The following is a 23221-nucleotide window of genomic DNA, read 5'->3' as shown; positions in this document are numbered from 1 at the left end:
GCATAAGACATAAAAAAGTCAGGCAATGTGCCTGACTTTTTTTATTTATCTTAATTATTAAAACTTTTTAAAGCCTTTGTTGACGCCATATGGACGACGCGGCGCATTTTCATCACGCTCTTCACGACGACCAAAGCCCTGACCCGGACGGTTTTCACGACGAACGAACTGAGTGCCATTCTGGTTTTCACTTCTGTCACGACGACCATAAGCATTGTCATCACGACGCTCACGGCCAGTGTTGTTTTGTGGTTGCTCATCACTGTCACGACGTTGCTGACGCAAGAAACCGCCACGGCGTGCAGCCATCGGCTTGTCCTGCATACGTTCATTACGGCGTTTTGCCATACCAAACAAGCCAGTACCTTGACGTGGTTTCAATTCCACTGATTTGGTCAGGTTGTCGATATCATTTTTATCCAGTTCAATCCAGCGACCGGTACGCAGTTCGCGTGGCAAAATCACGCTACCATAACGGGTACGCAGTAGACGGCTGACTTTCAGGCCTTGTGATTCAAAGATACGACGAACTTCACGGTTACGCCCTTCTTTTACCACCACCTGATACCAGCGGTTGATCCCGTCACCGCCAAGTTCAGAGAAAGATTCAAATTTCGCAGGACCATCATCCAGCACTACGCCTTTCAACATGTTATTTTTCAGTTGTGGTGTTACTTCGCCCATGACACGAACCGCATATTCACGTTCGATTTCATTCGATGGGTGCATCAGACGATTCGCAAGTTCGCCATCATTGGTAAACAGTAGCAGACCGGTCGAGTTAATATCCAGACGACCCACCATTACCCAGCGATCGCCCGGAATAGCAGGCAGTTGTTCAAACACAGTCGGACGGTTTTCAGGATCGCTACGTGAGCAGATTTCGCCTTCAGGTTTGTAATAAATAATGACACGACGACGGATTTCGTCTTCAATCTGGAACGCAACTTTACGACCATCGATGCGAAGCTCATCACCTGGTTCGATTCGTTCACCCACTTGGGCAATTTGCCCATTGACACTTACACGACCTGCGGCAATGACTTCTTCCATATAACGGCGAGAACCCAAACCAACGCGTGCAAGCACCTTTTGCAACTTTTCACTCATGACAGCATAACCTTAGAAATAATTATCAACAGTTCACCTATTTATGACTTCGGTGCATTTGCATCGAGGGCCATAAAAGCTTCCTTGGCATCCTGCAGGGGAGGCAATTGGCCCAAACTATTCAGGCCAAACGCATTTAAAAATTGTGGCGTTGTCATTAACAACGCAGGTCTTCCAGGGAGTTCACGAAATCCGGACTCTTTAATCCAGTTCCAGTCAAACAGCGTACGCAGGTTTTGACTGTTATTCGTAACACCACGAATCTGTTCAATATCCGCTCGAGTCACAGGCTGATGATAAGCAATCACTGCAAGCGTCTCCAGTAAGGAAGGCGACAAGCGAGCCGGTCGTTCAGGCCAGGTCTGTGCAATAATATTACGATATTTTGCACGTACTTGAAAACGATAACCTTGTGCTGTTTCCACCAGTTCAATTGAGCGGCCATGCATCAGCATGGAAAGCTGTTGTAAATACTGACGTAATTCCTGTTTGCTATAACGATCCTGAAAAGCTTCTTTCAGACGAGCCAATGAAACCGCAGTGTCGCTGGCAAAAATAATTGCCTCAAGCTGCATCAGGACTTCATGCAGATTATCTTCTGCAGATAACAGCATATTCTGATTGGGTGTCATTGGTTGGCTCCTTGAATCGCGAGCGGGGCTTCAATACCTGTAGCAATAATCTGAATTTTTTGTTGCCGGGTTAGTTCCAGCACTGCCATAAAGGTGACCACCATACCCATACGGCCTTGGCTCGGTTTTAACAAGTCCTTAAAGCTGAGTACTGCGCCAGTTTCAATACAACTTTCAATATAGGCAATCCGTTCTTCCAGCAGTACCGGTTCCTGTTGTACCTGATGAATCACCGGTTCAGGACGGTTAAATATACAAAGCAAGGCATCACGCAGTAAATCGCTTGAATAGCCCTCATTCGGCTGCTGGATGTCTCCCAGAGTGACATTGGCGGTAAAGGTGTCACGTTCCAGAATCGGCATCTGGCCCAGACGTTCTGCTGCCTGTTTAATTCTTAAATAATTTTCTAAACGGTCAATCAGTTCTTGTTTTGGATCTTGTTCAATTGCAGCCAGACTTTTCGGTTTAGGTAATAGCAAGCGTGATTTCAGATCTGCCAGTAATGCGGCCATCACCATATAGTCTGCTGTCAGTTCGATATTCAGGGATTTCATTGCGTCCATGTAAGACAAGTACTGGGCTGCAATCGGTGCAATATCGACCTGTAACAGGTCAAAACCGTTTTTTTGAATCAGGTAAATTAAAAAGTCGAGCGGGCCTTCAAAATGTTCTAATAAAATTTCAAATGCTGCTGGAGGAATATACAGATCCTCCGGGATTGTCTCCTGCCATTCATCCAGAACCCGAATGTGCGGAGCAGATTCCCTAATGTTATGGATAATTTGAGTCATTACAATTATAGGCCACGCGAATTTTCAAAGGCATGCAAAGGCTTGATTTTCGGTATCTGATCGAAACAAAAGCACAGGATTTAGCAGTGGCATTGTACTGGAAAAGTAACTTTAAATAAATTAAATAAACACTCAAAGCAATAAAAACTTAAAAAAATAATGGAATTTAACTGCTCTTTAAAAAAAGCCCAGAGCAAAAGACCGAGTATGGTAGAAAATATACGATGATCTTCATGTTAATACGAGTTTAAAAATTAAGAGACCGAAGGGTAAACATCGGTTGATGCATGCAAAAAGCTGGATAAAGGCTGTCCTTCTTACTGAAAAGAGAAAGTGATTTAGTGGATAGGCGCTGAATGAATTTTAAACGGATTTTCCATTAAGAAACATGAAATTAATAAATATTAATAAAATGCACTTCTATAATTTTTGGTCAAAAACTTCGCTATACTGCTGAAAAAATAGTCGAAGCTCACAAAAAATATTAAAAAGGTGAAGAAAGTATGCCTCTTATTTTGCTTGTTATTGGAATGATCGCATTCGGGGGATTTTGGGCTTATCCCAAATATCAGATTATGCAGCTTGAAGATGAAGCACGCACAGGACTGAAATCAGGGGGATTCTCGGCTTTTGCCGAACAGGCCCGGCCTGTCATGCAGGCCATGAAAATGGATTTTAGCATCCTTGACCAATATCCTCAGATCCGTTTTTATATGCGGCATATGGCCTATGAAGGGGACCAGCTGGACGAAAGGGTTAAGCTGGATATGCAAGCCATGTCTTGTGAGTCAATCAATTCCTTTAAAGTCATGGAACCCAAGGCACGTACAGCAATGCTAAACGTACTGGAGGAAGATCAGATCGTTTTTCATGTGTATCTGAAAAATAAACTGGGCGAGGAACTCATGCACCATGAACAGAAGCTATCGCAATGCCCAAATTTCATTGCAGTTCGTCATTATGAACGTTCAGATACCTAAACTGTTTTCGGCAGCTCCTGCATACCTGTTAAATTGAAAAAAGTAGAACCAAAACCTTTCACCCTAAGCTGTTTTTATATTTTCAGGGCCGTAAGTAACTTTGTTCCTTGGTTGCAAACTCAATGAGACGCTGACAAGTCTCTGCCAGGCATACGTTCTGGCTTGAATAGATCTGCAACAACTGTCTCAATAGAGCCAACGTCAGGAAAAATTGGTACTCAGTATGATCAATATTTACAGTGGGATGGGGAGAAGAATGTGCTTCGACCATGACTGCCTTGGATTGTAGAGTCCAAGGCATTTCAGCGTAGATCAGATCCTGTGCAGAAAATTCATGCTGATTTAGCAGGAGATAAAATAGATCCATGCATTCGAACTCTCTCAATACTGAAGGACAATTTTCGCATTTTTCATTTAACGACTATTCAAATGCACTCACATCACCGACACCCCGACGGATCACTTCCGGATGATCACCGGATAAATCTACAATAGAAGTTGTACTCAGCGTGCCTAAGCCGCTATCTATAAAAACATCAATGCGTTTGCCCAGCTGCATTTCAATATCATAAGGATCATCAAGTGGATCGGTCTGTCCCGGTAAAATCAGGGTAGAGGTCAACAGCGGCTCACCCAGTTCTTTGAGCAGCATCTGGCATACCGGATTATTCGGAATGCGCAGACCAATGGTTTTCTTTTTGGGATGCATCAACCGACGCGGGACTTCACTGGTCGCAGGTAAAATAAAGGTCGTGACTGCCGGTGTATTATTTTTCAGCAAACGGTACATGGCATTGTCCACTTTGGCATAGGTGGCAATATCGGACAAATCACAGCACAGAATCGCATATTGATGCTTTGGACCCAGACCACGAATCTGCGCAATCCGTTCCATGGCACTCTTGTTCCCGATCTGGCAACCAATCGCATAGGCCGCATCAGTGGGATAGACCACAACATCACCCGCACGGATACGTTCCACTGCCTGACTGATTAAGCGGGGTTGTGGATTATCTGGGTGTACGCGTAAATGCAGCATAGAGACTACTCCAAGCTTGGACTGATGGCTTATTATGTGGCGCTTGAGTCATGTCTGACAATCATTAAAAAGGTAGATTTGTGTAATTTAATCAAGCATTTCACGTATAAATTCATCAGATTGTAAACTTTTACCACCTCTGGTACAGGCACAGATACATTGGATAAAGCGCATTGCATCACGTGGAAGCTTGGCCGTGCCGTTGAAATAAGCCTGCACCTGGGCGTAGACATTGTCTTTAAAGCCCTTGCCATCCCCACCGTCGCCAGTCAGATTATCCAAAGATACCCGGAACTTACGGCCAAAAGCCTGGGCAAACATCCATTCAATCGCCTGTGGCTTGACTTCGACCTGTTCAAATAACGCCTGCTGTTCCTGGGTACGCCCATCTGGCGCATACCAGTAGCCCAGATCTGGCAACAGGCGGCGTTTGTCTCCGGCAATGGTCCAGTGACTGATTTCATGCAAGGCACTATTAAAAAAACCGTGTGCAAACTGGATCCGGGCAGGAGCATCCTGAGTTGCCGGGAAATATTCTGGTTCAAAATCGCCGCGGACTAAAGTGACATTTAGGTGGGAAAACCAGTGATTAAAGTGTAAGATGAGCCAATCAACCTGCTGCACTTCTGATAATAAATTCGCCCACGGTAAGCGTTGCACTTGCTGTAGTGAGCTGTCAGAATCGGAGGTTGAAAGTGTGCTAACGAGTGATGAAATATTCACTTCTGTTTGCGGCTGCAACAGATGCATGACTGAAATTACCCAATTGGTCTGTCTAAAAATAAGTACAAAATTGTATCTTAATCTTTGACAGAGTTCTGATGAATTTGTAGAATTGCCGCCTTAATTATGTCAGCAAATACCTTTCCGGCACAGATTGAGCCGTTTAAATGGGCTGAACAAGGCTTTACATGGTCAGGTACCCTGCCATTGTCTCGCTTTGTTCGTATCGCTCGTGAAGCTGTTGGATCAATTGATGATCAATTGATTAACATAGACTGTAAGCTATCAATGGATGCCTATCATCGCATTGCATGGCTAGATGGTCATGTTGAAACGAAAGTTCCAATGGAATGCCAGCGTTGTCTGGACACCGTTGAAATTGAACTCGTTTCAGATTTTCATCTGGCTCTTGTAGATGATGAGTCACTGATAGAGCGCTTGGATGAGGATGCTGATTTCATCGTCCTAGGTGAAAGTGAAGCAACGATGAAAGGTTCATATGATGCACCTGCCACCGCTGATTTACTCGCACTGATAGAAGATGAATTGTTATTGTTGATGCCGCTGTCTCCTAAGCATGATGCTTGCGAACATAAGCATCAACCTGCCGTAGAAGAAGTTGTTGAAGAAAAACGGGATAATCCGTTTGAAGTTTTGGCAGCTCTGAAGGGTAAACTTAACTAATTTTTGTGTTATACTCATATGTATAAGACAATCGAATTTGTTCTGATCCATTTTTTCGATATTTGTAAGGAGCCATCATGGCCGTTCAGCAAAACCGTAAAAGTCGCTCTCGCCGTGACATGCGCCGTTCACATGACGCTTTAACTGAGAATGCATTAACTGTAGACCAAGCTACTGGTGAAACTCATCGTCGTCACCACGTATCTAAAGATGGTATCTACCGTGGTCGTCAATTATTCGCTAAAGCATCTGCTGAATAATTGATGATGTATTAAGCGTTAAAGCTTAGTAGAAAAAATGGGAGCGTTAAGCTCCCTTTTTTTATGGCTGATTTTTTATGTCTAAGTTTTGCATGCTTAATATTGAAGTTGCGGTTTTTGTTGTATTTGGCAATTACCCAAGCCGAAATTACGTGCTAAATTGCGCTCCACAATGGGTAGGGTGATCTGATTGGCCAATTCTTTGGCTTGCTTAAAAGATTCGCACCTCTTGAATGAAAGGATTTTATTTATGTCTGCTAAACAACTCGAACAAGCAGCTCAAGCAACTAAAACTGCATTTGTATTCCCAGGTCAGGGTTCACAAAAAGTCGGCATGCTCGCTGAACTTGCAGAACAGTTTAGTGGTATCCGCGATACATTTGCCGAGGCATCTGCAGCGGTAGGCTTTGATCTGTGGCAGATCGCCCAAAGTGGTGAAGGTCTGAATCAAACTGAATTTACTCAACCTGTACTCTTAACTGCATCAATTGCCTTATGGCGTGTATGGTTGGAGTTAGGCGGGGTGGCACCAAAATACATGGCTGGTCATTCACTGGGTGAATACAGCGCACTGGTTGCATCCGGTGCTTTAAGCCTGGGTGATGCAGTTAAGCTGGTGAACCTGCGTGGTAAGCTGATGCAAACTGCTGTACCTCAAGGTGTCGGTGCAATGGCAGCCATTCTAGGTTTGGATGACGCCAAAGTGATTGAGCTTTGTGCACAAGCAACTGCAGCAAGCGAAGGTTCTGTCGAAGCAGCAAACTATAATGCACAAGGCCAAGTTGTAGTTGCAGGGGATAAAGAACGTGTAGAAGCTGTTATGGCACTGGCTAAAGAAAATGGCGGTAAAGCCATTGCGCTGCCTGTTTCAGTTCCTTCGCACTGTTCACTAATGAAACCTGCTGCCGAGCAGTTCGCGCCAGCTTTGGAACAAACGGCCATTGAGATGCCCCGTATACCTGTATTACAAAATGTAGGCGCGCAAGCGGCGGCTGATGTGACTGAACTTCGTCAGGCCTTAACGGCGCAGCTATATGAGTCGGTACAGTGGACCAAAACACTACAATTCCTTCAAGATGAAGGAATTGAGTATATTGTAGAATGCGGTCCAGGTAATGTACTGGCGAATATGGCAAAACGTTTACCAAATATTGAAAAAGCACTTCCACTGGATACCAAATCTCGTCTGGAAGATGCGCTTAACACCGTACTAGTGGCAGAAGGGAAAATTGCATGACACAGGAACGTAAAGTTGCCTTGGTAACAGGTGCGAGTCGCGGCATTGGGGCTGCAATTGCGCAACAACTCATTCAGGACGGTTATTTTGTCGTAGGTACTGCGACTTCTGAAGCTGGTGCAGAAAAATTAACTGCACATTTTGCTGAAAATGGTGCCGGTAAAGTTTTAGATGTGCGTGATGGTGCTGCGATTGATGCACTGGTGAGTGATATCGAGCAAAACTATGGTCCGGTACTGGTATTGGTGAATAATGCCGGGATTACCAAAGATAACCTGTTACTGCGCATGTCAGAAGATGACTGGGATGATATTTTAAATATTCACCTGAAGGCCGTTTACCGTTTATCTAAACGTGTACTGAAGGGCATGACCAAGGCGCGTTTCGGCCGCATTATCAATATCAGTTCTGTGGTGGCACACTTTGCCAACCCGGGGCAGGCCAACTATTCTGCTGCTAAAGCAGGTATTGAAGCATTTAGCCGCAGCCTGGCCAAAGAAATGGGCAGTCGTCAGATTACGGTAAACTCGGTGGCACCAGGATTTATTGCGACTGAAATGACTGAGCAGTTAAGTGAAGATATTCGTAAAAAGATGACTGAACAGGTGGCTTTAAACCGGTTGGGTAATCCGCAGGATATCGCCAATGCCGTAAGTTTCTTGGCTTCGGATAAAGCTAGTTACATTACTGGTACAGTTATTCATGTAAATGGGGGCTTATACATGAGCTAAGCTCAAGTATAAACTTTCCAAATTTTTTAGATTCAATTAAACTAACGGCATTAAAAACGCCACAAGCAATGAGGAGAATTCCTGTGAGCGATATCGAACAACGCGTTAAGCAAGCGGTTGCAGAACAACTTGGTATCAAAATCGAAGAGATTAAAAACGAAGCATCTTTCATGGATGACTTGGGTGCTGACTCTCTAGACTTGGTTGAACTGGTAATGTCTTTCGAAAATGACTTCGACATCACGATTCCTGATGAAGATTCTAACGAAATCACAACTGTTCAATCTGCGATCGACTATGTTACTAAAAAACTTGGTTAATTGCTGATTTTCAGCTTTGCTGAACCTAAAGACCACCGTAAGGTGGTTTTTTTGTGTCCGCTTTCACATGCATAAAGGTTTTACAATCCATTACCTTTATGTCACCAATGACTAACTATCCTTAGACTCTTTTCATTATAAAAATAGGAGTGATGTGACATTAACAACAAGAACGGAGTTCACCATGGGTCTTTTTGATTTCGTAAAAGGTATCGGTAAGAAAAATACGGCTGCTGCAGAACCACAGCAAACTCCGGCAGCGACACCGCAGGCACCTAAAGCCGCACCTGCAGAGCCTTCTGCCCAGGAAATGGCAAATAAGCTATTGGGCCATGTCAAAAGTTTAGGCTTGCCGATTACAGGTTTGTCGATTAGCTATAACTCGACCTCTGATCTGGCCACCGTGCGCGGACAGGTAAAAAGTCAGGCCGATCGTGAAAAGATTATTCTGGCAGTCGGAAATATTGATCATGTCGCCAAAGTAGATGATCAGCTAACCGTGACTAATCCAGAACCTGAAAGTAAATTCTATACAGTCAAATCTGGCGATACTTTATCTAAAATCTCAAAAGAGTTTTATGGGGATGCCAATCAGTATAATAAGATCTTTGAGGCTAATCGTCCCTTGCTTAAAAATGCGGATGATATTTTTCCCGGACAGGTACTGCGTATTCCTGCTTAAGGATTAATAAAATCAATGAATTTTCGAACATAAAGCCCCTTCCGGGGCTTTAACGTTTTTGCAGGCAGATTAATAAAGTTAAGGTATTAAATCCCTAGGTCCAGATATAAACTTTCTTTGACTTCTTCCATGACGACATAACTGTGCGAGGAAGCAGAAGCGGGCAGTTTTTTCAGTAAATCCCCCAGTAAACGGCGATAAGCACTCATTTCCTTTAAACGCGCTTTGACCAGATAATCAAAATCACCAGAAATTAAATGACATTCCAGGACTTCTGGAATTTCTGTCAGATTACGAGCCACCTGATCAAATACATCACCTGATTTGGCTGAGAGTTTGATTTCCAAAAATACCAGCAAACTACGCTCCAGCATTTCCGGATTTAAACGGGCGTAATAACCCATGATAATACCTTCACGCTCCAGCCGTTTTACCCGTTCTGAACAGGGTGTGGTTGAAAGATTGACACGTGCTGCCAGCTCGCTAATGGCAATCCGGCCATCGCGTTGCAGGATGTCTAGAATCATGCGATCAATGCGGTCTAATTTGCGCATTAATATTTCCCTCTTTTTTTTAATTCTGCCCGAAAAAATATTTATTCCACTGAATTTATACACTGAATATAGTGAATTTAACTATTAAAGCAAAAATATACTAGTGAAATAACCTGGAAAAATGTTTGAGGATTAAGGTAATGCGCGTATTGGTTTTAGGTAGTGGTGTGATTGGTGTGGCAAGCGCTTACTATCTGGCGCAGCAGGGAGCAACTGTAACTGTGCTGGATCGTCAGGCGGGTCCGGCTCAGGAAACCAGCTTTGGCAATGCTGGACAGATTTCTCCGGGCTACTCGACTCCTTGGGCGGCACCAGGTATTCCTTTTAAGGCGGTCAAATGGATGTTCCAGCATCATGCTCCGTTGGCGATTAATGTCGATGGCAGCCTGTGGCAATTGCAGTGGATGGCACAAATGCTGAAAAACTGTAATGCCCAGCATTATGCAGTCAATAAAGAACGGATGGTGCGTGTGGCTGAATATAGCCGTGACTGTTTACGCAATTTGCGTCGTGATATTGGCATCTCTTATGAAAACCGTGCGAAAGGCACTTTGCAGATTTTCCGTAAAGATGCGCAGCTGGATGCGGTGCAGCGCGATATCGAGGTTCTAAAAGAAACTGGTGTGGAGTTTGAGTTGCTGGATCGTGATGGACTGGCGCGTGTAGAACCGGCATTGGCACAGGCAAAAGACAAACTGGTGGGTGGTCTGCATTTACCCAATGACGAAACGGGCGACTGCTATCTGTTTACCAATGCCTTGGCAGAACATGCCAAAGGGATGGGTGTAGAGTTCAAGTTTAATCAAAACGTTGAAAAACTGATTGTAGAAGGCGACCAGATCAAAGGAGTTCTGGTGAATGGTCAGGTGCTTACAGCAGATAAATATGTGCTGGCTTTTGGTAGTTATTCACGTAATTTCCTCAAACCACTTGAACTGAATTTACCGGTCTATCCAGTGAAAGGTTATTCATTGACGATTCCTATTGTAGATCCAGCTTTCGCTCCACAATCTACCGTGCTGGATGAAACCTATAAAATTGCAATCACCCGTTTCGACCAGCGCATCCGCGTAGGGGGAATGGCTGAACTGAGCGGTTTTAACTTGGGTCTGAATGAAGACCGTCGCGGCACGCTGGAAATGGTGACCCGTGATTTATTCCCGGGGGGCGATATGAATCAGGCCAGCTTCTGGACAGGCCTGCGGCCAATGACCCCGGACAGTACGCCAATTATTGGAAAAACCCGTTTTAAAAACCTGTTCCTGAATACCGGACATGGCACGTTAGGCTGGACCATGGCGTGTGGTTCGGGCAAGTTAATCAGCGATCTGGTCTTGGCTCGTGATCCTGAAATCAGTACCGAAGGTCTTTCATTGTCGCGTTATCAGCAGGCGGCCTAAGATCATCTGAGGCACAGTATTCAAGGAGGAGTTTTATGCCACGTCCTATTACTGCGATCATTCATCAGCAGGCGCTTAGGCATAATTTAAGCGTTTCACACCAATGTATGCCTGACAGCCAGGTATTTGCCGTGGTCAAGGCCAATGCCTATGGACACGGGATTGAGCGCGTTTATACGGCACTTCAGGATGCAGATGGATTTGCCTTTCTGGATATCGGGGAGGGCACGCGGCTACGTGCGCTTGGGTGCAAGAAGCCGCTGCTGTTGCTTGAAGGTATTTTCGCTTTTGAGGATTTATTTGAATGTGCGAAGCATGAAATGAGCTTTGCCATTCATTCCCTGCATCAAGTGCAATGGTTGAAACAGTTTGCTGCAATAGCACCAGATGTACAGTTTGATGTGTATTCAAAAATGAACAGTGGCATGAACCGGCTGGGTTTTGAGCCACAGCAATATGCAGAAATCTGGCAGGAGCTGCATCAGCTGAATACTGTCCGTTCAATCACGCATATGACCCATTTCTCCGATGCGGATGGCGAGCGTTTTGGATTGGATGGAATTGAACATCAACATTTTATTTTTAATAAAACGATTCAGGGACTTGCGGGTAAAACCTCGCTGAGTAACAGTGCGGCCATTTTGCGGCATCATCAAACCCTTCATTGCGATATTGTGCGTAGCGGCATCATGCTGTATGGCAGTTCCCCGGATTATCCTGCACATAGTATTCAAGACTGGAATTTACGTCCTACGATGAGCCTGCGCAGTGAGATTATCGCCATTCAGACAGTACAGGCAGGCGATAGTATTGGCTATGGCTCCAAATTTATTGCCACGCAACAGATGCGGATCGGAGTGGTGGCCTGTGGCTATGCCGATGGCTATCAGCGGCTATCGGCGACCGGTACGCCTGTGCTGGTGGATTCAGTTAAAACACATACATTGGGCCGGATCAGTATGGATATGCTCGCTGTGGATGTCACTGCACTGCCGCAGGCGGATGTAGGCAGTGAAGTGGTACTTTGGGGGCAATCTTCCGAAGGTGTGCTTTTGCCAATTGATGAGGTGGCGGCCAGTTCTGGCACGATCGGCTATGAGCTCATGTGTGCGGTAACCGCCCGGGTTAATTTTCAGATTGATGCTTAAATTTTTAATCTAATTTTTTATTTCATATCCCAAACAAGGAAGATCAACATGACACAGGACAATACAGCTATTCAGCGGCTCAAGAGCAATGGAATTATGAGTGCTGTAACGATTCATCATCAAACCGTGTATTTATCGGGTCAAATACCCGACAGCAGCGATCTGGACATACGCAAACAGACACTGGAAGTGTTCGCCAAGATTGAGGAGTTGCTGGCACTGGCAAATACTGATAAAAGCCGTCTGCTTTCTGCACAGCTATTCGTGAAAAATCTGGACGATTTTCAAACCGTGAATCAGCTTTGGGTGGAATGGCTGCAAGGTCATGGCACGCCCGCACGCGCTACGATTCAGGCGGATCTGGTGAACCCTGACTGGCTGATTGAAATTGCAGTGATAGCAGCATTACCTTGATTTAAAGAATATTTTTACATCTCCCTATTTTGATTTTATAAGGACATCAGACTTGATCATTTAGTTATTTAAATGAAACTGCATCTGCAATCAGGATTTCAGGAAGATATCCGATTAGATGAGCGAAAGTCTGAGCTAAGAAAAGGAACCGATTATGAATACCGCCTCCTCTAAGGATGACGCAGCGTCTGCTCCCCATGAATTGCAGCGTAAGCTCTCTAACCGGCATTTGCAGTTAATCGCCATTGGTGGCGCCATTGGTACAGGCCTGTTTATGGGCTCCGGTAAAACCATTGCATTAGCAGGACCGTCAATCTTATTTATCTATATGATTATTGGTGCAATGTTCTTTTTTCTGATGCGTGCATTAGGCGAAATTTTGCTGTCCAATCTGCACTATAAATCTTTTATTGATATGGCGCATGACCTGATTGGCCCGGGTGCGGGCTATTATATTGGCTGGTCCTATTGGCTAGGCTGGATTCTGGTGGGTATTGCGGATCTGGCGGCAATTATCAATTATCTGAATTTCTGGTTGCCACCGGATATGACCTTTACCCCATTGGGGCAGGCGATGATCAGTGCTGGCTGTGTATTGCTGGTACTTGGAATTAACCTGCTGACCGTCAAACTGTTCGGTGAAATTGAGTTCTGGTTTGCCCTGATTAAAATTCTGGCCATTCTGGGCCTGATTGCAATTGGCGGATATATGATTTTCAGCAATTTCCAGACGCCAGATGGATCTGCTGCCAGTCTTAGTAATGTCTGGGCTTATGATGGCATGTTTCCTAAAGGAACTATGGGCTTTCTCGCAGGCTTTCAGATTGCGATGTTTGCCTTCGTAGGGGTAGAGCTGCTCGGTACCATGGCGGCTGAAACCAAGGATCCTGAAAAGAACCTGCCAAAAGCAGTGAATGCGATTCCGACCCGAATTATCCTGTTCTATGTGCTGTCTCTGCTGGTGATTATGTCTGTAACACCATGGGTGGAAATTCCCGCAGATCAAAGTCCTTTCGTGACACTTTTCCTGCATGCAGGGATTCCGGTTTCGGCCATTATCATGAATCTGGTGGTGCTGTCTTCTGTGATGTCATCAATGAATAGCGGAGTATTCTCGACCAGCCGGATGCTCTTTGGCTTGGCTCGTGATTCTCAGGCACCCCAGGCGCTAGCTGAACTTTCGAGTCGTGCGGTTCCAGCCAAAGGCTTGCTGTTTTCCTGTGCCTTTATCATGGCAGGCGCAGCTTTTCAGTATTTCGTACCCAACACCATGGAAGCTTTTACGCTGGCAAGTTCGCTGTGTGTGATCCTGTTTATCAGTATTTGGGGGCTGATTATGGTGTGCTATATCCGTTACCGTAAACAGCAGCCTGAAAAGCATGCAGCTTCTACCTTCAAAATGCCAGGTGGTATTTGGATGTCATATCTTGTACTGATCTTTTTGTTCTTTGCATTGGTTATTTTGAGTCTGGAAGCAGATACCATGAAAGCATTGATGATTAGTCCACTCTGGTTGATTATTCTGTTTGCCACCTACCATATGTTGTATAAACCAAGGATGAAGAAGCGCATCCAGTCTTTAGATATACGGTAACTATGAGTTCAAATAATTAAAAAGAGAGGGGAAGAAACCCCTCTCTTTTTTATGAGGGTCTATTTAAATGGTGATTGAAATTTGAGTTAACCATGAATCATGGATAAAAAATAATTTGAAAAATGAATGCCTGTTTCAGCGGATGCTGAATCTCATAATAAAGGTCTTTTTACAATGACCTGCCTACAATAGAAGCTTATCTCTTAACACTAGAAAAACAGTCTAACAGCCAAAATTTTGCAATGATTAGCTAATCTCTTCAAAGGACAAAGTCCAGAGACTCGAGTAGCTGATGAAGTGCTGCTAAAAAATAAGCATAATCTGGCGCTTGGAGTGAAATCCATAAGAGGTAGAGTTATCTGGAATTATATAATTATTTAATAAAACTAAAAAAATAGAAGATGTAGGAGTAGATATGAATATCTATGTTGAGCATAAAAATGATGGTCTAAGAGAGATCTTGGAAAAATTATTGGATGAAGCTGGCATTCAGGTTAATGGTGACAAGCCTTATGACATACAGGTACATAATGATGATTTTTATAACCGTATCTTACAGCAAGGTTCATTAGGTCTAGGTGAAAGCTATATGGATGGCTGGTGGGACTGTGATCGGCTGGATATTTTATTCTATAAAATTTTACGTGCCAAGTTAGATAAAAAAATACCCTATAATTTAAAAGATATTATTAGAATTGCAATTTCTCGAATTCAAAATTTACAGACTCAAAAAAGAGCCTGGCAGGTGGGTGAAGAACATTATGATCTTGGTAATGATCTTTTTAATCATATGCTTGATCCATATATGCAATATTCTTGTGCCTACTGGAAAAATGCCGATAACCTTTTTCAAGCCCAGCAACAAAAACTCGATTTGATCTGTCGCAAACTTGACTTGCAGCCAGGTATGCGATTGCTGGATATTGGCTGCGGATGGGGCGGGTTAGCCGAATATGCGGCCAAAAATTATCAAGTTTCTGTAGTAGGTATTACCATTTCTAAAGAACAACAAAAACTAGCCGTTGAGCGATGTAAAGGACTTGATGTTGAAATCTTGCTTATGGATTATCGTAACTTAAATGAGAGATTCGATCGTATTGCATCTATAGGCATGTTTGAGCATGTAGGATTGAAAAATTACGATACCTATTTTCAAGTCGTACAACGTAATTTAAATGCAGATGGATTGTTTTTATTGCATACCATTGGTTCTAATACCATAAGGAAGGGAGCTGATCCATGGATAACGAAATATATCTTCCCGAATGGTTATATACCCTCAATTGAAAAAATTGCTCATTTTAGTAGTGGCAAATTTATTATGGAAGATTGGCATAATTTTGGTACCGATTATGACTTAACACTTCGGGCCTGGTCGGAAAGATTCCTTCAAGCGTGGCCAGAAATTGAAGCCAATTATAGTGCTCGCTTTAAAAGAATGTTTAATTATTATTTAAATGCCTGTGCTGGTGCATTTCGAGCACGAGAATTACAATTATGGCAAATCGTATTCAGTCCAAATGGTTTAGAAGGGGAAGTTCGAATTGCACGTTAGAGTATGAGATTAACCGTGATTTACGGATTGGAATTTTTCTTTAAAGTCATCTGGAAGGTTTCTGCTTTTTTACGCTGCTTAAGATTAATTTAAAGTGATTTTTAGGCATTCTCTCCGTATTTCTCAGTTAGAAAAGTAGGATTTATTAGATGCTTGCTTGGGGCTTATAGGAAATTCGGCTTAAGCAGGATTTTGAAGTATTGAATAAAAAAAGATTTAAAAAAAACCTCCAATAGGAGGTTTTTTTTTAAATTGAATACATTAAAACTGCGGTTTCACCACAACCAGAATGACCACGGCAAATAAGATCAGGGTAGGCATCTCATTAAAATAACGCCAGAACTTGTGCGACTTGTAATGTGCATTATCAATCAGCTTCTTGCGGTAATAACCACATACCAGATGGTAAATCACCAGTAAACCGACCAGACCTACTTTCAGATAAAACCATAAAGCTTCATGGTAATGCTGCGTTGCATCCCCCCAATCCACCAGAAAGTGCGCCGTAATCAGAGTGGCCAGCATGGCCGGCCACATGATGCCACGATACAACTTACGTTCCATGACTTCAAAGCGTTGATGACTCACGGCATCTTCACTCATGGCATGGTAGACATACAGCCGTGGCAAGTAGAACAAAGCTGCGAACCAGCATACCACCGCAATAATATGTAATGCTTTTACCCACAAGAAAGCATCAGAAGGAGCATCCATCAAGTCACCCTAAATTGGGCGGCTTAGCCTTCCCATTTTTTGAAAATGAGACAAGCATTTACGCCGCCGAAACCGAAACTGTTACTCATTACAGTATTCAATTTTGCGTCACGTTTTTCAAGCACGATATCAAACGGTTTCGCGCCTTCATCTAGCTCAGTTACATTGATATTTGGCGCAATAAAGTCATTTTGCATCATTAGAACCGAATAAATCGCTTCCTGAACACCAGCAGCACCAAGACTGTGACCCGTCATTGACTTGGTTGAGCTGAGTGGAGGAACCTGACCTTCACCGAAAGCACGTTCCATCGCTTTAAGTTCTGTAATGTCACCCGCTGGAGTAGAAGTACCATGTGTATTCACATAGTCAATTTTATCGACACCGTGTTGTTTTGCTTCTTCTAAAGCCATCAGTACGCAACGCGTTGCACCTTCACCACTTGGTGCAACCATGTCGGCACCATCCGAATTAGCTGCATAGCCTACGACTTCGGCAAGAATATTGGCACCACGCGCTTGCGCATGTTCCAAAGACTCGAGCACCACGAAACCACCACCACCGGCAATCACGAAACCGTCACGGTCTGCAGAATAAGGGCGTGAGGCTGTTTCCGGGTTATCATTGTATTTAGAGCAAAGTGCGCCCATGGCATCAAACAACAAGCTTTGTGACCAGTGATCTTCTTCACCGCCACCTGCCAGCATTAAATCTTGTTTGCCGAGTTGAATCAGATTATAGGCATAACCAATCGCATCCGCAGAGGTTGCACATGCGCTGGTAATGGTATGTGCTACACCTTGCAGTTTAAAAGCGACACCGACGTTAGCCGTAATGGTGTTGGTCATATTACGTGGTACAAAGAAAGGACCAACTTTACGCGCACCTTTGGTTTGCAATAATTCGTTCATTTCAATAACGGAAGCAGTTGAACCCCCACCTGAACCACCCGCGATACCATAGCGTGGGTTGCCAGCTAGGTCTTCAGCCTTTAAACCTGCATGTTCAACCGCAGCCAACGCTGAGTTATATGCATACATCGCACATACACCCATAAAGCGTTTTAGTTTGCGGTCGATCCCGTCGAAATCCTGCTCGGCTGCAGCACTGACATGACTTTTGAAATTGAGTTCAGCATAAGTCGGATTAAAACGTGTTCCTGAAATCCCGTTTTGTAAAGAATGGTTTACATCCTCTAATGTATTACCAATACACGAGTTAATACCCATGCCAGTGATGACAACACGTTTCATCTACAGATCCTTATAGTTTGCTCTATGCTCAACGGCAGATATAGGGGCTTTTAAATCGCCCAATCCAGCGCTCAGCCTTAATTTCATGATGGGGAACATGATAGCAGAAAGACTTTTGAAATCTTATGGCAAATGTTATGCCGTGTGACAGTCGGTTGACTTTGTGAGTCGGCGTGTACGGGTTTTACTAAATGAAACAGAATAAAGTTGAGATAAATGCTGACTACACCTAGTATTTATACCAAATACAAGCACATGAATGCTGAGGTAAAAAATGGTAAATGCTAATAATAAACAATCTAATGGTCTGATTTCGAATGCCTTTGGAGTGGCGAAAAAGTTCAGTTCAACTGGATTGGATTTATTGAATCATGTTGCACCGGATTCAGTGACTAAAGCACTGAAGCCTTCAGGCTCTGATCAGGTGATTGACGGTTCAGCGAAGGTGAAAAGTGTTTTTTCCTCAAAAAAATATGACAATCCTCAGCAAATGCTCCGTGAGCATCTTCCCAATGTATCCCGTCAACTTCTTGGGAACCGTTTTAATACCGTAAATAATGTTGCGCACTTTGTTGCGCCAGACCTGACCGAAAAAGTATCGAATTATTTTTATGAGCGTCTCAATCAATTCAGTAATCAAACCAGTTCGGTCGATGCCATTCTTGATGAAGCTGGCGTAAAAGATTTAGAGGAACTCACTCAGGATGTTGATCGTTCCAAACGGATTTCTCAAGCTTTGGGGGAGCAAAATAAATGGATTGCAACTGTACAGGGGGCGGTCAGTGGTGCTTCAGGGGTGATTGGTACCGCGATCGATATTCCGGCTTCTTTACTTATGGCATTACGTACCATCTATCAAGTTGGTCGTTCTTATGGTTTTGACTTGAGTAAAGAAGAAGACCAGGAAATCGTCCAGCATATCTTTAAACAGATCGACCTCGGTCTGATTGCAGAAAAGCAAACTTTGTTGTTGGGTTTAAAAGCGTTAAGCAATACCCTTAAAAGCCATGATATTTCCCAGTTACAGGCGATGCTAGGTTCTGGTAACGATATCAGTGTTATCAAGCAATGGCTCAGTCGTCATGAGGGAGAAACGAAATGGCAATGGCTGAATCATCTGCCGAAAAGTTCGATACTGGAGCAGTTAACCAGGCTGACTCCTCTAGCAAGTGCAGGTATTGGTGCTGTATATAGTCATCGCTTCGTTGAGGACGTGAATCAGAAAGCTCAGGAAGCATTTTCCCATGCCCGTCAATATCTGATTCAGCACCAGGATTCACAACTTTCACCTTATGCTGCCTATAAGAAAGCAGTCAGTTTGTTGCAACAGGCGAGTCCCAAGCTGCTAGAAAGTACTTCTCCATCGGTTGAAGCTCCAAAAGATAAGCCAATCATGGATAAAGAGATTCCACTTGAGGGTAATAGCACGATCAGTCAGGTTAAACTGGTCAAAAAAGAGCAGAATGATTTAAGCGCTCAAGATGCTGAAGTGAAGAAAGATGAAAAAGTCAGTGAAGGGCTGGAAGCGCTCAGCGAGGAATTGGTTGAACCTGCCGCAGACAAGCAGTCACAGCAACCGGCTTTAACTAAAACTTCATTTAATCCGGAAATTGAAGCTGAACTGCATCCAGATGCAGCTGCCGAGACAGAATCTGCTGCAGAAACTCCAGAGCTTGAGGCAGACAATCAGGAAAAATCCGACCCTCAATCTGAAGTCCAAAATGTTACAAAAAAAGCCGGAAAAAATTCGAAAAAATAACCGGATTTTAATCAAGCTATAAAAGCAAGCAATGTCGTGAGAATCGGCATTTGCTTAACTTGATTAGGTTGACCAATTTTGCATCTTGACTTACAATTGCATGCCCTCAAAAAGTAGTAGTTTTTTGGGGCTTTTTATTAACGGGAGAATTGCCACATGGCAACAACAAATCAGTTGATCCGCAAGGGTCGTACGACTTTAGTTGAAAAATCTAAAGTTCCTGCGTTGAAGGCTTGTCCACAGCGTCGTGGTGTTTGTACACGTGTTTACACAACTACACCTAAAAAACCTAACTCAGCAATGCGTAAAGTTTGCCGTGTTCGCTTAACTTCAGGTTTCGAAGTTTCTAGCTACATCGGTGGTGAAGGTCATAACCTTCAAGAGCACAGTGTTGTTCTTATCCGTGGTGGTCGTGTTAAAGATTTACCAGGTGTACGTTACCATACCGTTCGTGGTTCTTTAGACTGTGCTGGTGTTAAAGATCGTAACCAAGCTCGTTCTAAATACGGTACTAAACGTCCTAAGAAATAATCTTTCAAGATCAACTTCTTAGTTCGCTAGAACTGCAATCCTTTATCGTCTCGCTTGTCTGATTTCTGCATTTAATTTTGTGAAATTCAAGCGACGTGTAGTAAGGCCAGCGAAAGCACATGACACTTTGTGCTACTGCTGGATAAACCTGAAGTGTCATATTTATAGGTAGTTTTAAAATGCCAAGACGTCGCGTAGTCGCTGCTCGTGAAATCCTTCCGGATCCTAAGTTCAGCAGCCAAACAATCGCTAAATTCATGAACCACGTAATGCAAGATGGTAAAAAATCTATTGCTGAAAGTATCGTTTACGGTGCTTTAGACCGCGTTCAAGAAAAATCTAAAGTAGACCCGGTTGAATTCTTTGAAGCTACGCTTGAAAAAGTTCGTCCTATGGTCGAAGTTAAAGCACGCCGTGTTGGTGGTGCTACATACCAAGTTCCTATGGAAGTGCGCCCATCCCGTCGTACTGCCCTAGCGATGCGTTGGTTAGTAGATGCTGCTGCTAAGCGTTCTGAAAAAACTATGGCTTTACGTCTTGCTGGCGAGTTGCTTGATGCATCTGAAGGTAAAGGCGCAGCGGTTAAAAAACGTGAAGATGTGCACCGTATGGCTGAAGCCAACAAAGCATTCTCTCACTACCGTTTCTAAGCAAATAAAACAGGCCCTTATCAGGACAGTGATGGTTTGGGTTTTGCCCAGACTGTCATCAAAACGCTTTAAGTTGCTAGCAGCTTAAAGCGTCCTGTTTTAAACAACAAAATTTAGGAATGCAAGAGATCATGGCTCGTCAAACCCCAATTTCTCGTTACCGTAACATTGGTATCTCGGCTCACATTGATGCTGGTAAAACCACAACTTCAGAACGTATTTTGTTCTACACAGGTGTATCTCACAAACTTGGTGAAGTACATGATGGTGCAGCAACAATGGACTGGATGGAACAAGAGCAAGAACGTGGTATTACAATCACTTCAGCTGCTACAACTTGTTTCTGGTCTGGTATGGCTAAACAGTTCCCAGAACACCGTATCAACGTAATTGATACCCCGGGACACGTAGACTTCACAATCGAAGTTGAACGTTCTATGCGTGTTCTTGATGGTGCATGTATGGTTTACTGTGCTGTAGGTGGTGTTCAACCTCAGTCAGAAACTGTATGGCGTCAAGCAAACAAATACCAAGTGCCTCGTTTAGCATTCGTGAACAAGATGGACCGTACTGGTGCAAACTTCTTCCGTGTTGTTGAACAAATGAAAACACGTCTTGGTGCACACCCTGTACCAGTGGTTATTCCAGTTGGTGCAGAAGAAAACTTCCAGGGTGTTGTTGACCTAATCGAAATGAAAGCGATTATCTGGGATGAAGCATCTCAAGGTATGAAGTTCGAATATGGCGACATCCCTGCTGACCTTGTTGATACGGCTAATGAATGGCGTACTAACATGGTTGAGGCTGCGGCTGAAGCATCTGAAGAGTTAATGGACGAATACTTAAACAATGGTGACTTGTCGAAAGAACAAATCATTGCTGGTCTTCGTGCTCAAACCTTGGCTTGTGAAATTCAACCAATGCTTTGTGGTTCGGCGTTCAAGAACAAAGGTGTTCAACGTATGTTGGATGCTGTGATTGACTTCCTGCCATCACCGACTGAAGTTAAAGCGATCGAGGGTATCCTTGATGACAAAGCTGAAACTAAAGCGACTCGTGAAGCATCTGACGAAGCACCGTTCTCTGCGTTAGCGTTCAAAATCATGAACGACAAATTCGTAGGTAACTTAACCTTCGTACGTGTTTATTCTGGTGTTCTTAAACAAGGCGACCCAGTATATAACCCAGTGAAATCTAAGCGTGAGCGTATCGGCCGTATCGTGCAAATGCACGCGAACGAACGTCAAGACGTTGACGAAATCCGTGCGGGTGATATCGCAGCATGTGTAGGTCTTAAAGACGTAACTACTGGTGATACACTTTGTGATGAGAAAAACATCATTACACTTGAGCGTATGGAATTCCCTGAGCCAGTAATTTCTTTAGCTGTAGAGCCTAAGACTAAAGCTGACCAAGAGAAAATGTCTATCGCACTTGGTCGTTTGGCTAAAGAAGATCCATCGTTCCGTGTACGCACTGACGAAGAATCTGGTCAAACAATCATCGCGGGTATGGGTGAGCTTCACCTTGATATCCTTGTTGACCGTATGAAACGTGAATTTAACGTTGAAGCGAACATTGGTAAACCAATGGTTGCTTACCGCGAGACAATCAAAAAGACTGTTGAGCAAGAAGGTAAATTCGTACGTCAAACTGGTGGTAAAGGTAAATTCGGTCACGTATATGTTCGTTTAGAACCTATGGACGTTGAAGAAGCTGGTAAAGACTACGAGTTTGCTGAAGAAGTTGTAGGTGGTGTTGTACCTAAAGAATTCTTCGGTGCGGTTGATAAAGGTATTCAAGAACGCATGAAGAATGGTGTATTGGCTGGTTACCCTGTTGTGGGTATCAAAGCGACACTATTTGATGGTTCTTACCATGATGTCGACTCTGACGAATTATCGTTCAAAATGGCGGGTTCTTATGCCTTCCGTGATGGTTTCATGAAAGCGGATCCTATCCTTCTTGAACCAATCATGAAAGTTGAAGTAGAAACTCCAGAAGACTACATGGGCGATATCATGGGTGACTTAAACCGTCGTCGTGGTATGGTTCAGGGTATGGACGATTTACCTGGTGGTACTAAAGCAATCCGTGCTGAAGTTCCATTGGCTGAGATGTTTGGTTACGCAACTCAAATGCGTTCTATGTCTCAAGGTCGTGCGACTTACTCTATGGAATTTGCTAAATATGCTGAAACTCCACGTAACGTGGCTGAAGGCATTATTTCTAAATTCCAGTCTGGCGGTAAAAAAGGTGACGACGAGTAATCTTTCGATTACTATAAGCCCAAACTAATTCATAGTTAAAACCAAGCGCTCATGCAGTGATCCTGCATGAGCAGTTCAAAAAGGAAGATCTCATGGCTAAGGCTAAGTTCGAACGTAATAAGCCACACGTTAACGTGGGCACAATTGGTCACGTTGACCATGGTAAAACAACTTTAACAGCTGCGATTGC

Annotated in this window: 26 protein-coding genes; 17 read left to right on the top strand and 9 right to left on the bottom strand. The window is 43.7% G+C overall.

Features of this window, described 5'->3' with window-relative positions; genetic code table 11:
* Positions 1 to 57 precede the first annotated feature (57 nt).
* From rluB to AY607_RS03615, 3 genes are read right to left on the bottom strand one after another with little or no spacing between them, the layout of a single operon-like run.
* Positions 58 to 1110, bottom strand: a complete 1053-nt coding sequence (gene rluB, locus AY607_RS03625) for a 23S rRNA pseudouridine(2605) synthase RluB (RefSeq protein ID WP_081408793.1) — start codon at positions 1108 to 1110, stop codon at positions 58 to 60.
* Between the two features lie 41 nt (positions 1111 to 1151).
* Entirely contained in the window at positions 1152 to 1742 is a 591-nt protein-coding gene (gene scpB, locus AY607_RS03620) for an SMC-Scp complex subunit ScpB (protein WP_064096997.1), read from the bottom strand.
* Entirely contained in the window at positions 1739 to 2533 is a 795-nt protein-coding gene (locus AY607_RS03615) for a segregation and condensation protein A (RefSeq protein ID WP_064101799.1), read from the bottom strand. Before AY607_RS03615 ends, scpB begins: the two co-directional genes overlap by 4 nt.
* 503 nt (positions 2534 to 3036) lie before the next feature.
* On the opposite strand from AY607_RS03615, the gene AY607_RS03610 reads away from it, so the two are divergent.
* Positions 3037 to 3513 carry a hypothetical protein gene (locus AY607_RS03610; protein WP_064101798.1) on the top strand — a complete coding sequence of 159 codons (477 nt, stop codon included), beginning with the start codon at positions 3037 to 3039 and terminating at the stop codon, positions 3511 to 3513.
* Between the two features lie 82 nt (positions 3514 to 3595).
* On the opposite strand, the gene AY607_RS03605 is transcribed toward AY607_RS03610, so the two are convergent.
* The 3 genes from AY607_RS03605 to AY607_RS03595 all read right to left on the bottom strand — a co-directional run bounded on the left by AY607_RS03605 (position 3596) and on the right by AY607_RS03595 (position 5302).
* The gene (locus AY607_RS03605) at positions 3596 to 3880 is read right to left on the bottom strand and encodes a hypothetical protein (RefSeq protein WP_064101797.1); all 285 of its coding nucleotides are present in this window, start codon (positions 3878 to 3880) and stop codon (positions 3596 to 3598) included.
* A gap of 54 nt (positions 3881 to 3934) precedes the next feature.
* Positions 3935 to 4552, bottom strand: a complete 618-nt coding sequence (locus tag AY607_RS03600) for an L-threonylcarbamoyladenylate synthase (RefSeq protein ID WP_064096993.1) — start codon at positions 4550 to 4552, stop codon at positions 3935 to 3937.
* Between the two features lie 87 nt (positions 4553 to 4639).
* Positions 4640 to 5302, bottom strand: coding sequence for an elongation factor P hydroxylase (locus AY607_RS03595; protein WP_064101796.1), 663 nt, complete (start codon positions 5300 to 5302; stop codon positions 4640 to 4642).
* A 99-nt stretch (positions 5303 to 5401) separates the two neighbouring features.
* On the opposite strand from AY607_RS03595, the gene AY607_RS03590 reads away from it, so the two are divergent.
* The 6 genes from AY607_RS03590 to lysM all read left to right on the top strand — a co-directional run bounded on the left by AY607_RS03590 (position 5402) and on the right by lysM (position 9189).
* Positions 5402 to 5959 carry a YceD family protein gene (locus AY607_RS03590; RefSeq protein WP_064101795.1) on the top strand — a complete coding sequence of 186 codons (558 nt, stop codon included), beginning with the start codon at positions 5402 to 5404 and terminating at the stop codon, positions 5957 to 5959.
* Between the two features lie 77 nt (positions 5960 to 6036).
* Entirely contained in the window at positions 6037 to 6219 is a 183-nt protein-coding gene (gene rpmF / locus AY607_RS03585; RefSeq protein ID WP_004279227.1) for a 50S ribosomal protein L32, read from the top strand.
* Positions 6220 to 6469: 250 nt separating this feature from the next.
* Positions 6470 to 7456 carry an ACP S-malonyltransferase gene (fabD, locus tag AY607_RS03580; protein ID WP_064101794.1) on the top strand — a complete coding sequence of 329 codons (987 nt, stop codon included), beginning with the start codon at positions 6470 to 6472 and terminating at the stop codon, positions 7454 to 7456.
* Positions 7453 to 8187, top strand: a complete 735-nt coding sequence (gene fabG, locus AY607_RS03575; protein WP_064101793.1) for a 3-oxoacyl-ACP reductase FabG — start codon at positions 7453 to 7455, stop codon at positions 8185 to 8187. Before fabD ends, fabG begins: the two co-directional genes overlap by 4 nt.
* Before the next feature lie 83 nt (positions 8188 to 8270).
* Entirely contained in the window at positions 8271 to 8507 is a 237-nt protein-coding gene (gene acpP / locus AY607_RS03570; RefSeq protein ID WP_064096988.1) for an acyl carrier protein, read from the top strand.
* Positions 8508 to 8691: 184 nt separating this feature from the next.
* Entirely contained in the window at positions 8692 to 9189 is a 498-nt protein-coding gene (lysM, locus tag AY607_RS03565; protein WP_064101792.1) for a peptidoglycan-binding protein LysM, read from the top strand.
* Between the two features lie 86 nt (positions 9190 to 9275).
* On the opposite strand, the gene AY607_RS03560 is transcribed toward lysM, so the two are convergent.
* Entirely contained in the window at positions 9276 to 9743 is a 468-nt protein-coding gene (locus AY607_RS03560) for an Lrp/AsnC ligand binding domain-containing protein (RefSeq protein WP_004279232.1), read from the bottom strand.
* 140 nt (positions 9744 to 9883) lie between these two features.
* On the opposite strand from AY607_RS03560, the gene AY607_RS03555 reads away from it, so the two are divergent.
* The 5 genes from AY607_RS03555 (at position 9884) to cfa (ending at position 15854) form a co-directional block, all read left to right on the top strand.
* Positions 9884 to 11143: a D-amino acid dehydrogenase gene (locus AY607_RS03555; RefSeq protein ID WP_064101791.1), complete on the top strand. Its 1260-nt coding sequence runs from the start codon at positions 9884 to 9886 to the stop codon at positions 11141 to 11143.
* A gap of 35 nt (positions 11144 to 11178) precedes the next feature.
* Positions 11179 to 12291, top strand: a complete 1113-nt coding sequence (gene alr / locus AY607_RS03550) for an alanine racemase (protein WP_064101790.1) — start codon at positions 11179 to 11181, stop codon at positions 12289 to 12291.
* A gap of 48 nt (positions 12292 to 12339) precedes the next feature.
* Positions 12340 to 12705 carry a RidA family protein gene (locus tag AY607_RS03545; protein WP_064096984.1) on the top strand — a complete coding sequence of 122 codons (366 nt, stop codon included), beginning with the start codon at positions 12340 to 12342 and terminating at the stop codon, positions 12703 to 12705.
* Positions 12706 to 12859: 154 nt separating this feature from the next.
* Entirely contained in the window at positions 12860 to 14299 is a 1440-nt protein-coding gene (locus AY607_RS03540; protein WP_064096983.1) for an amino acid permease, read from the top strand.
* 415 nt (positions 14300 to 14714) lie between these two features.
* On the top strand, positions 14715 to 15854 hold the full coding sequence (gene cfa / locus AY607_RS03535) for a cyclopropane fatty acyl phospholipid synthase (protein ID WP_064101789.1): 1140 nt from the start codon (positions 14715 to 14717) through the stop codon (positions 15852 to 15854).
* A 261-nt stretch (positions 15855 to 16115) separates the two neighbouring features.
* On the opposite strand, the gene AY607_RS03530 is transcribed toward cfa, so the two are convergent.
* Both AY607_RS03530 and AY607_RS03525 read right to left on the bottom strand, forming a co-directional pair.
* The gene (locus AY607_RS03530) at positions 16116 to 16568 is read right to left on the bottom strand and encodes a CopD family protein (RefSeq protein ID WP_064096981.1); all 453 of its coding nucleotides are present in this window, start codon (positions 16566 to 16568) and stop codon (positions 16116 to 16118) included.
* 23 nt (positions 16569 to 16591) lie between these two features.
* Positions 16592 to 17821 carry a beta-ketoacyl synthase N-terminal-like domain-containing protein gene (locus AY607_RS03525; RefSeq protein ID WP_064101788.1) on the bottom strand — a complete coding sequence of 410 codons (1230 nt, stop codon included), beginning with the start codon at positions 17819 to 17821 and terminating at the stop codon, positions 16592 to 16594.
* A 274-nt stretch (positions 17822 to 18095) separates the two neighbouring features.
* Between AY607_RS03525 and AY607_RS03520 the strand changes: the two genes are divergently transcribed.
* The 5 genes from AY607_RS03520 to AY607_RS14790 all read left to right on the top strand — a co-directional run.
* Complete coding sequence (locus AY607_RS03520; RefSeq protein WP_064101787.1) at positions 18096 to 19580, top strand: EcsC family protein; 1485 nt, start codon at positions 18096 to 18098, stop codon at positions 19578 to 19580.
* A gap of 156 nt (positions 19581 to 19736) precedes the next feature.
* Positions 19737 to 20111, top strand: coding sequence for a 30S ribosomal protein S12 (gene rpsL, locus AY607_RS03515; protein ID WP_004783283.1), 375 nt, complete (start codon positions 19737 to 19739; stop codon positions 20109 to 20111).
* A gap of 179 nt (positions 20112 to 20290) precedes the next feature.
* Entirely contained in the window at positions 20291 to 20761 is a 471-nt protein-coding gene (gene rpsG, locus AY607_RS03510) for a 30S ribosomal protein S7 (protein ID WP_064096978.1), read from the top strand.
* A gap of 131 nt (positions 20762 to 20892) precedes the next feature.
* On the top strand, positions 20893 to 23031 hold the full coding sequence (fusA, locus tag AY607_RS03505; RefSeq protein ID WP_064096977.1) for an elongation factor G: 2139 nt from the start codon (positions 20893 to 20895) through the stop codon (positions 23029 to 23031).
* A gap of 92 nt (positions 23032 to 23123) precedes the next feature.
* A partial coding sequence (locus AY607_RS14790; RefSeq protein WP_009586195.1) for a GTP-binding protein occupies positions 23124 to 23221 on the top strand: 98 nt, incomplete at its 3' end.

The organism is Acinetobacter sp. SFA, from assembly GCF_001647535.1.
Taxonomy (GTDB): domain Bacteria; phylum Pseudomonadota; class Gammaproteobacteria; order Pseudomonadales; family Moraxellaceae; genus Acinetobacter; species Acinetobacter pecorum.
The sequence above is the reverse complement of the archived record's forward strand: the minus strand, read 5'-3'. Positions and strand labels throughout refer to the sequence as shown.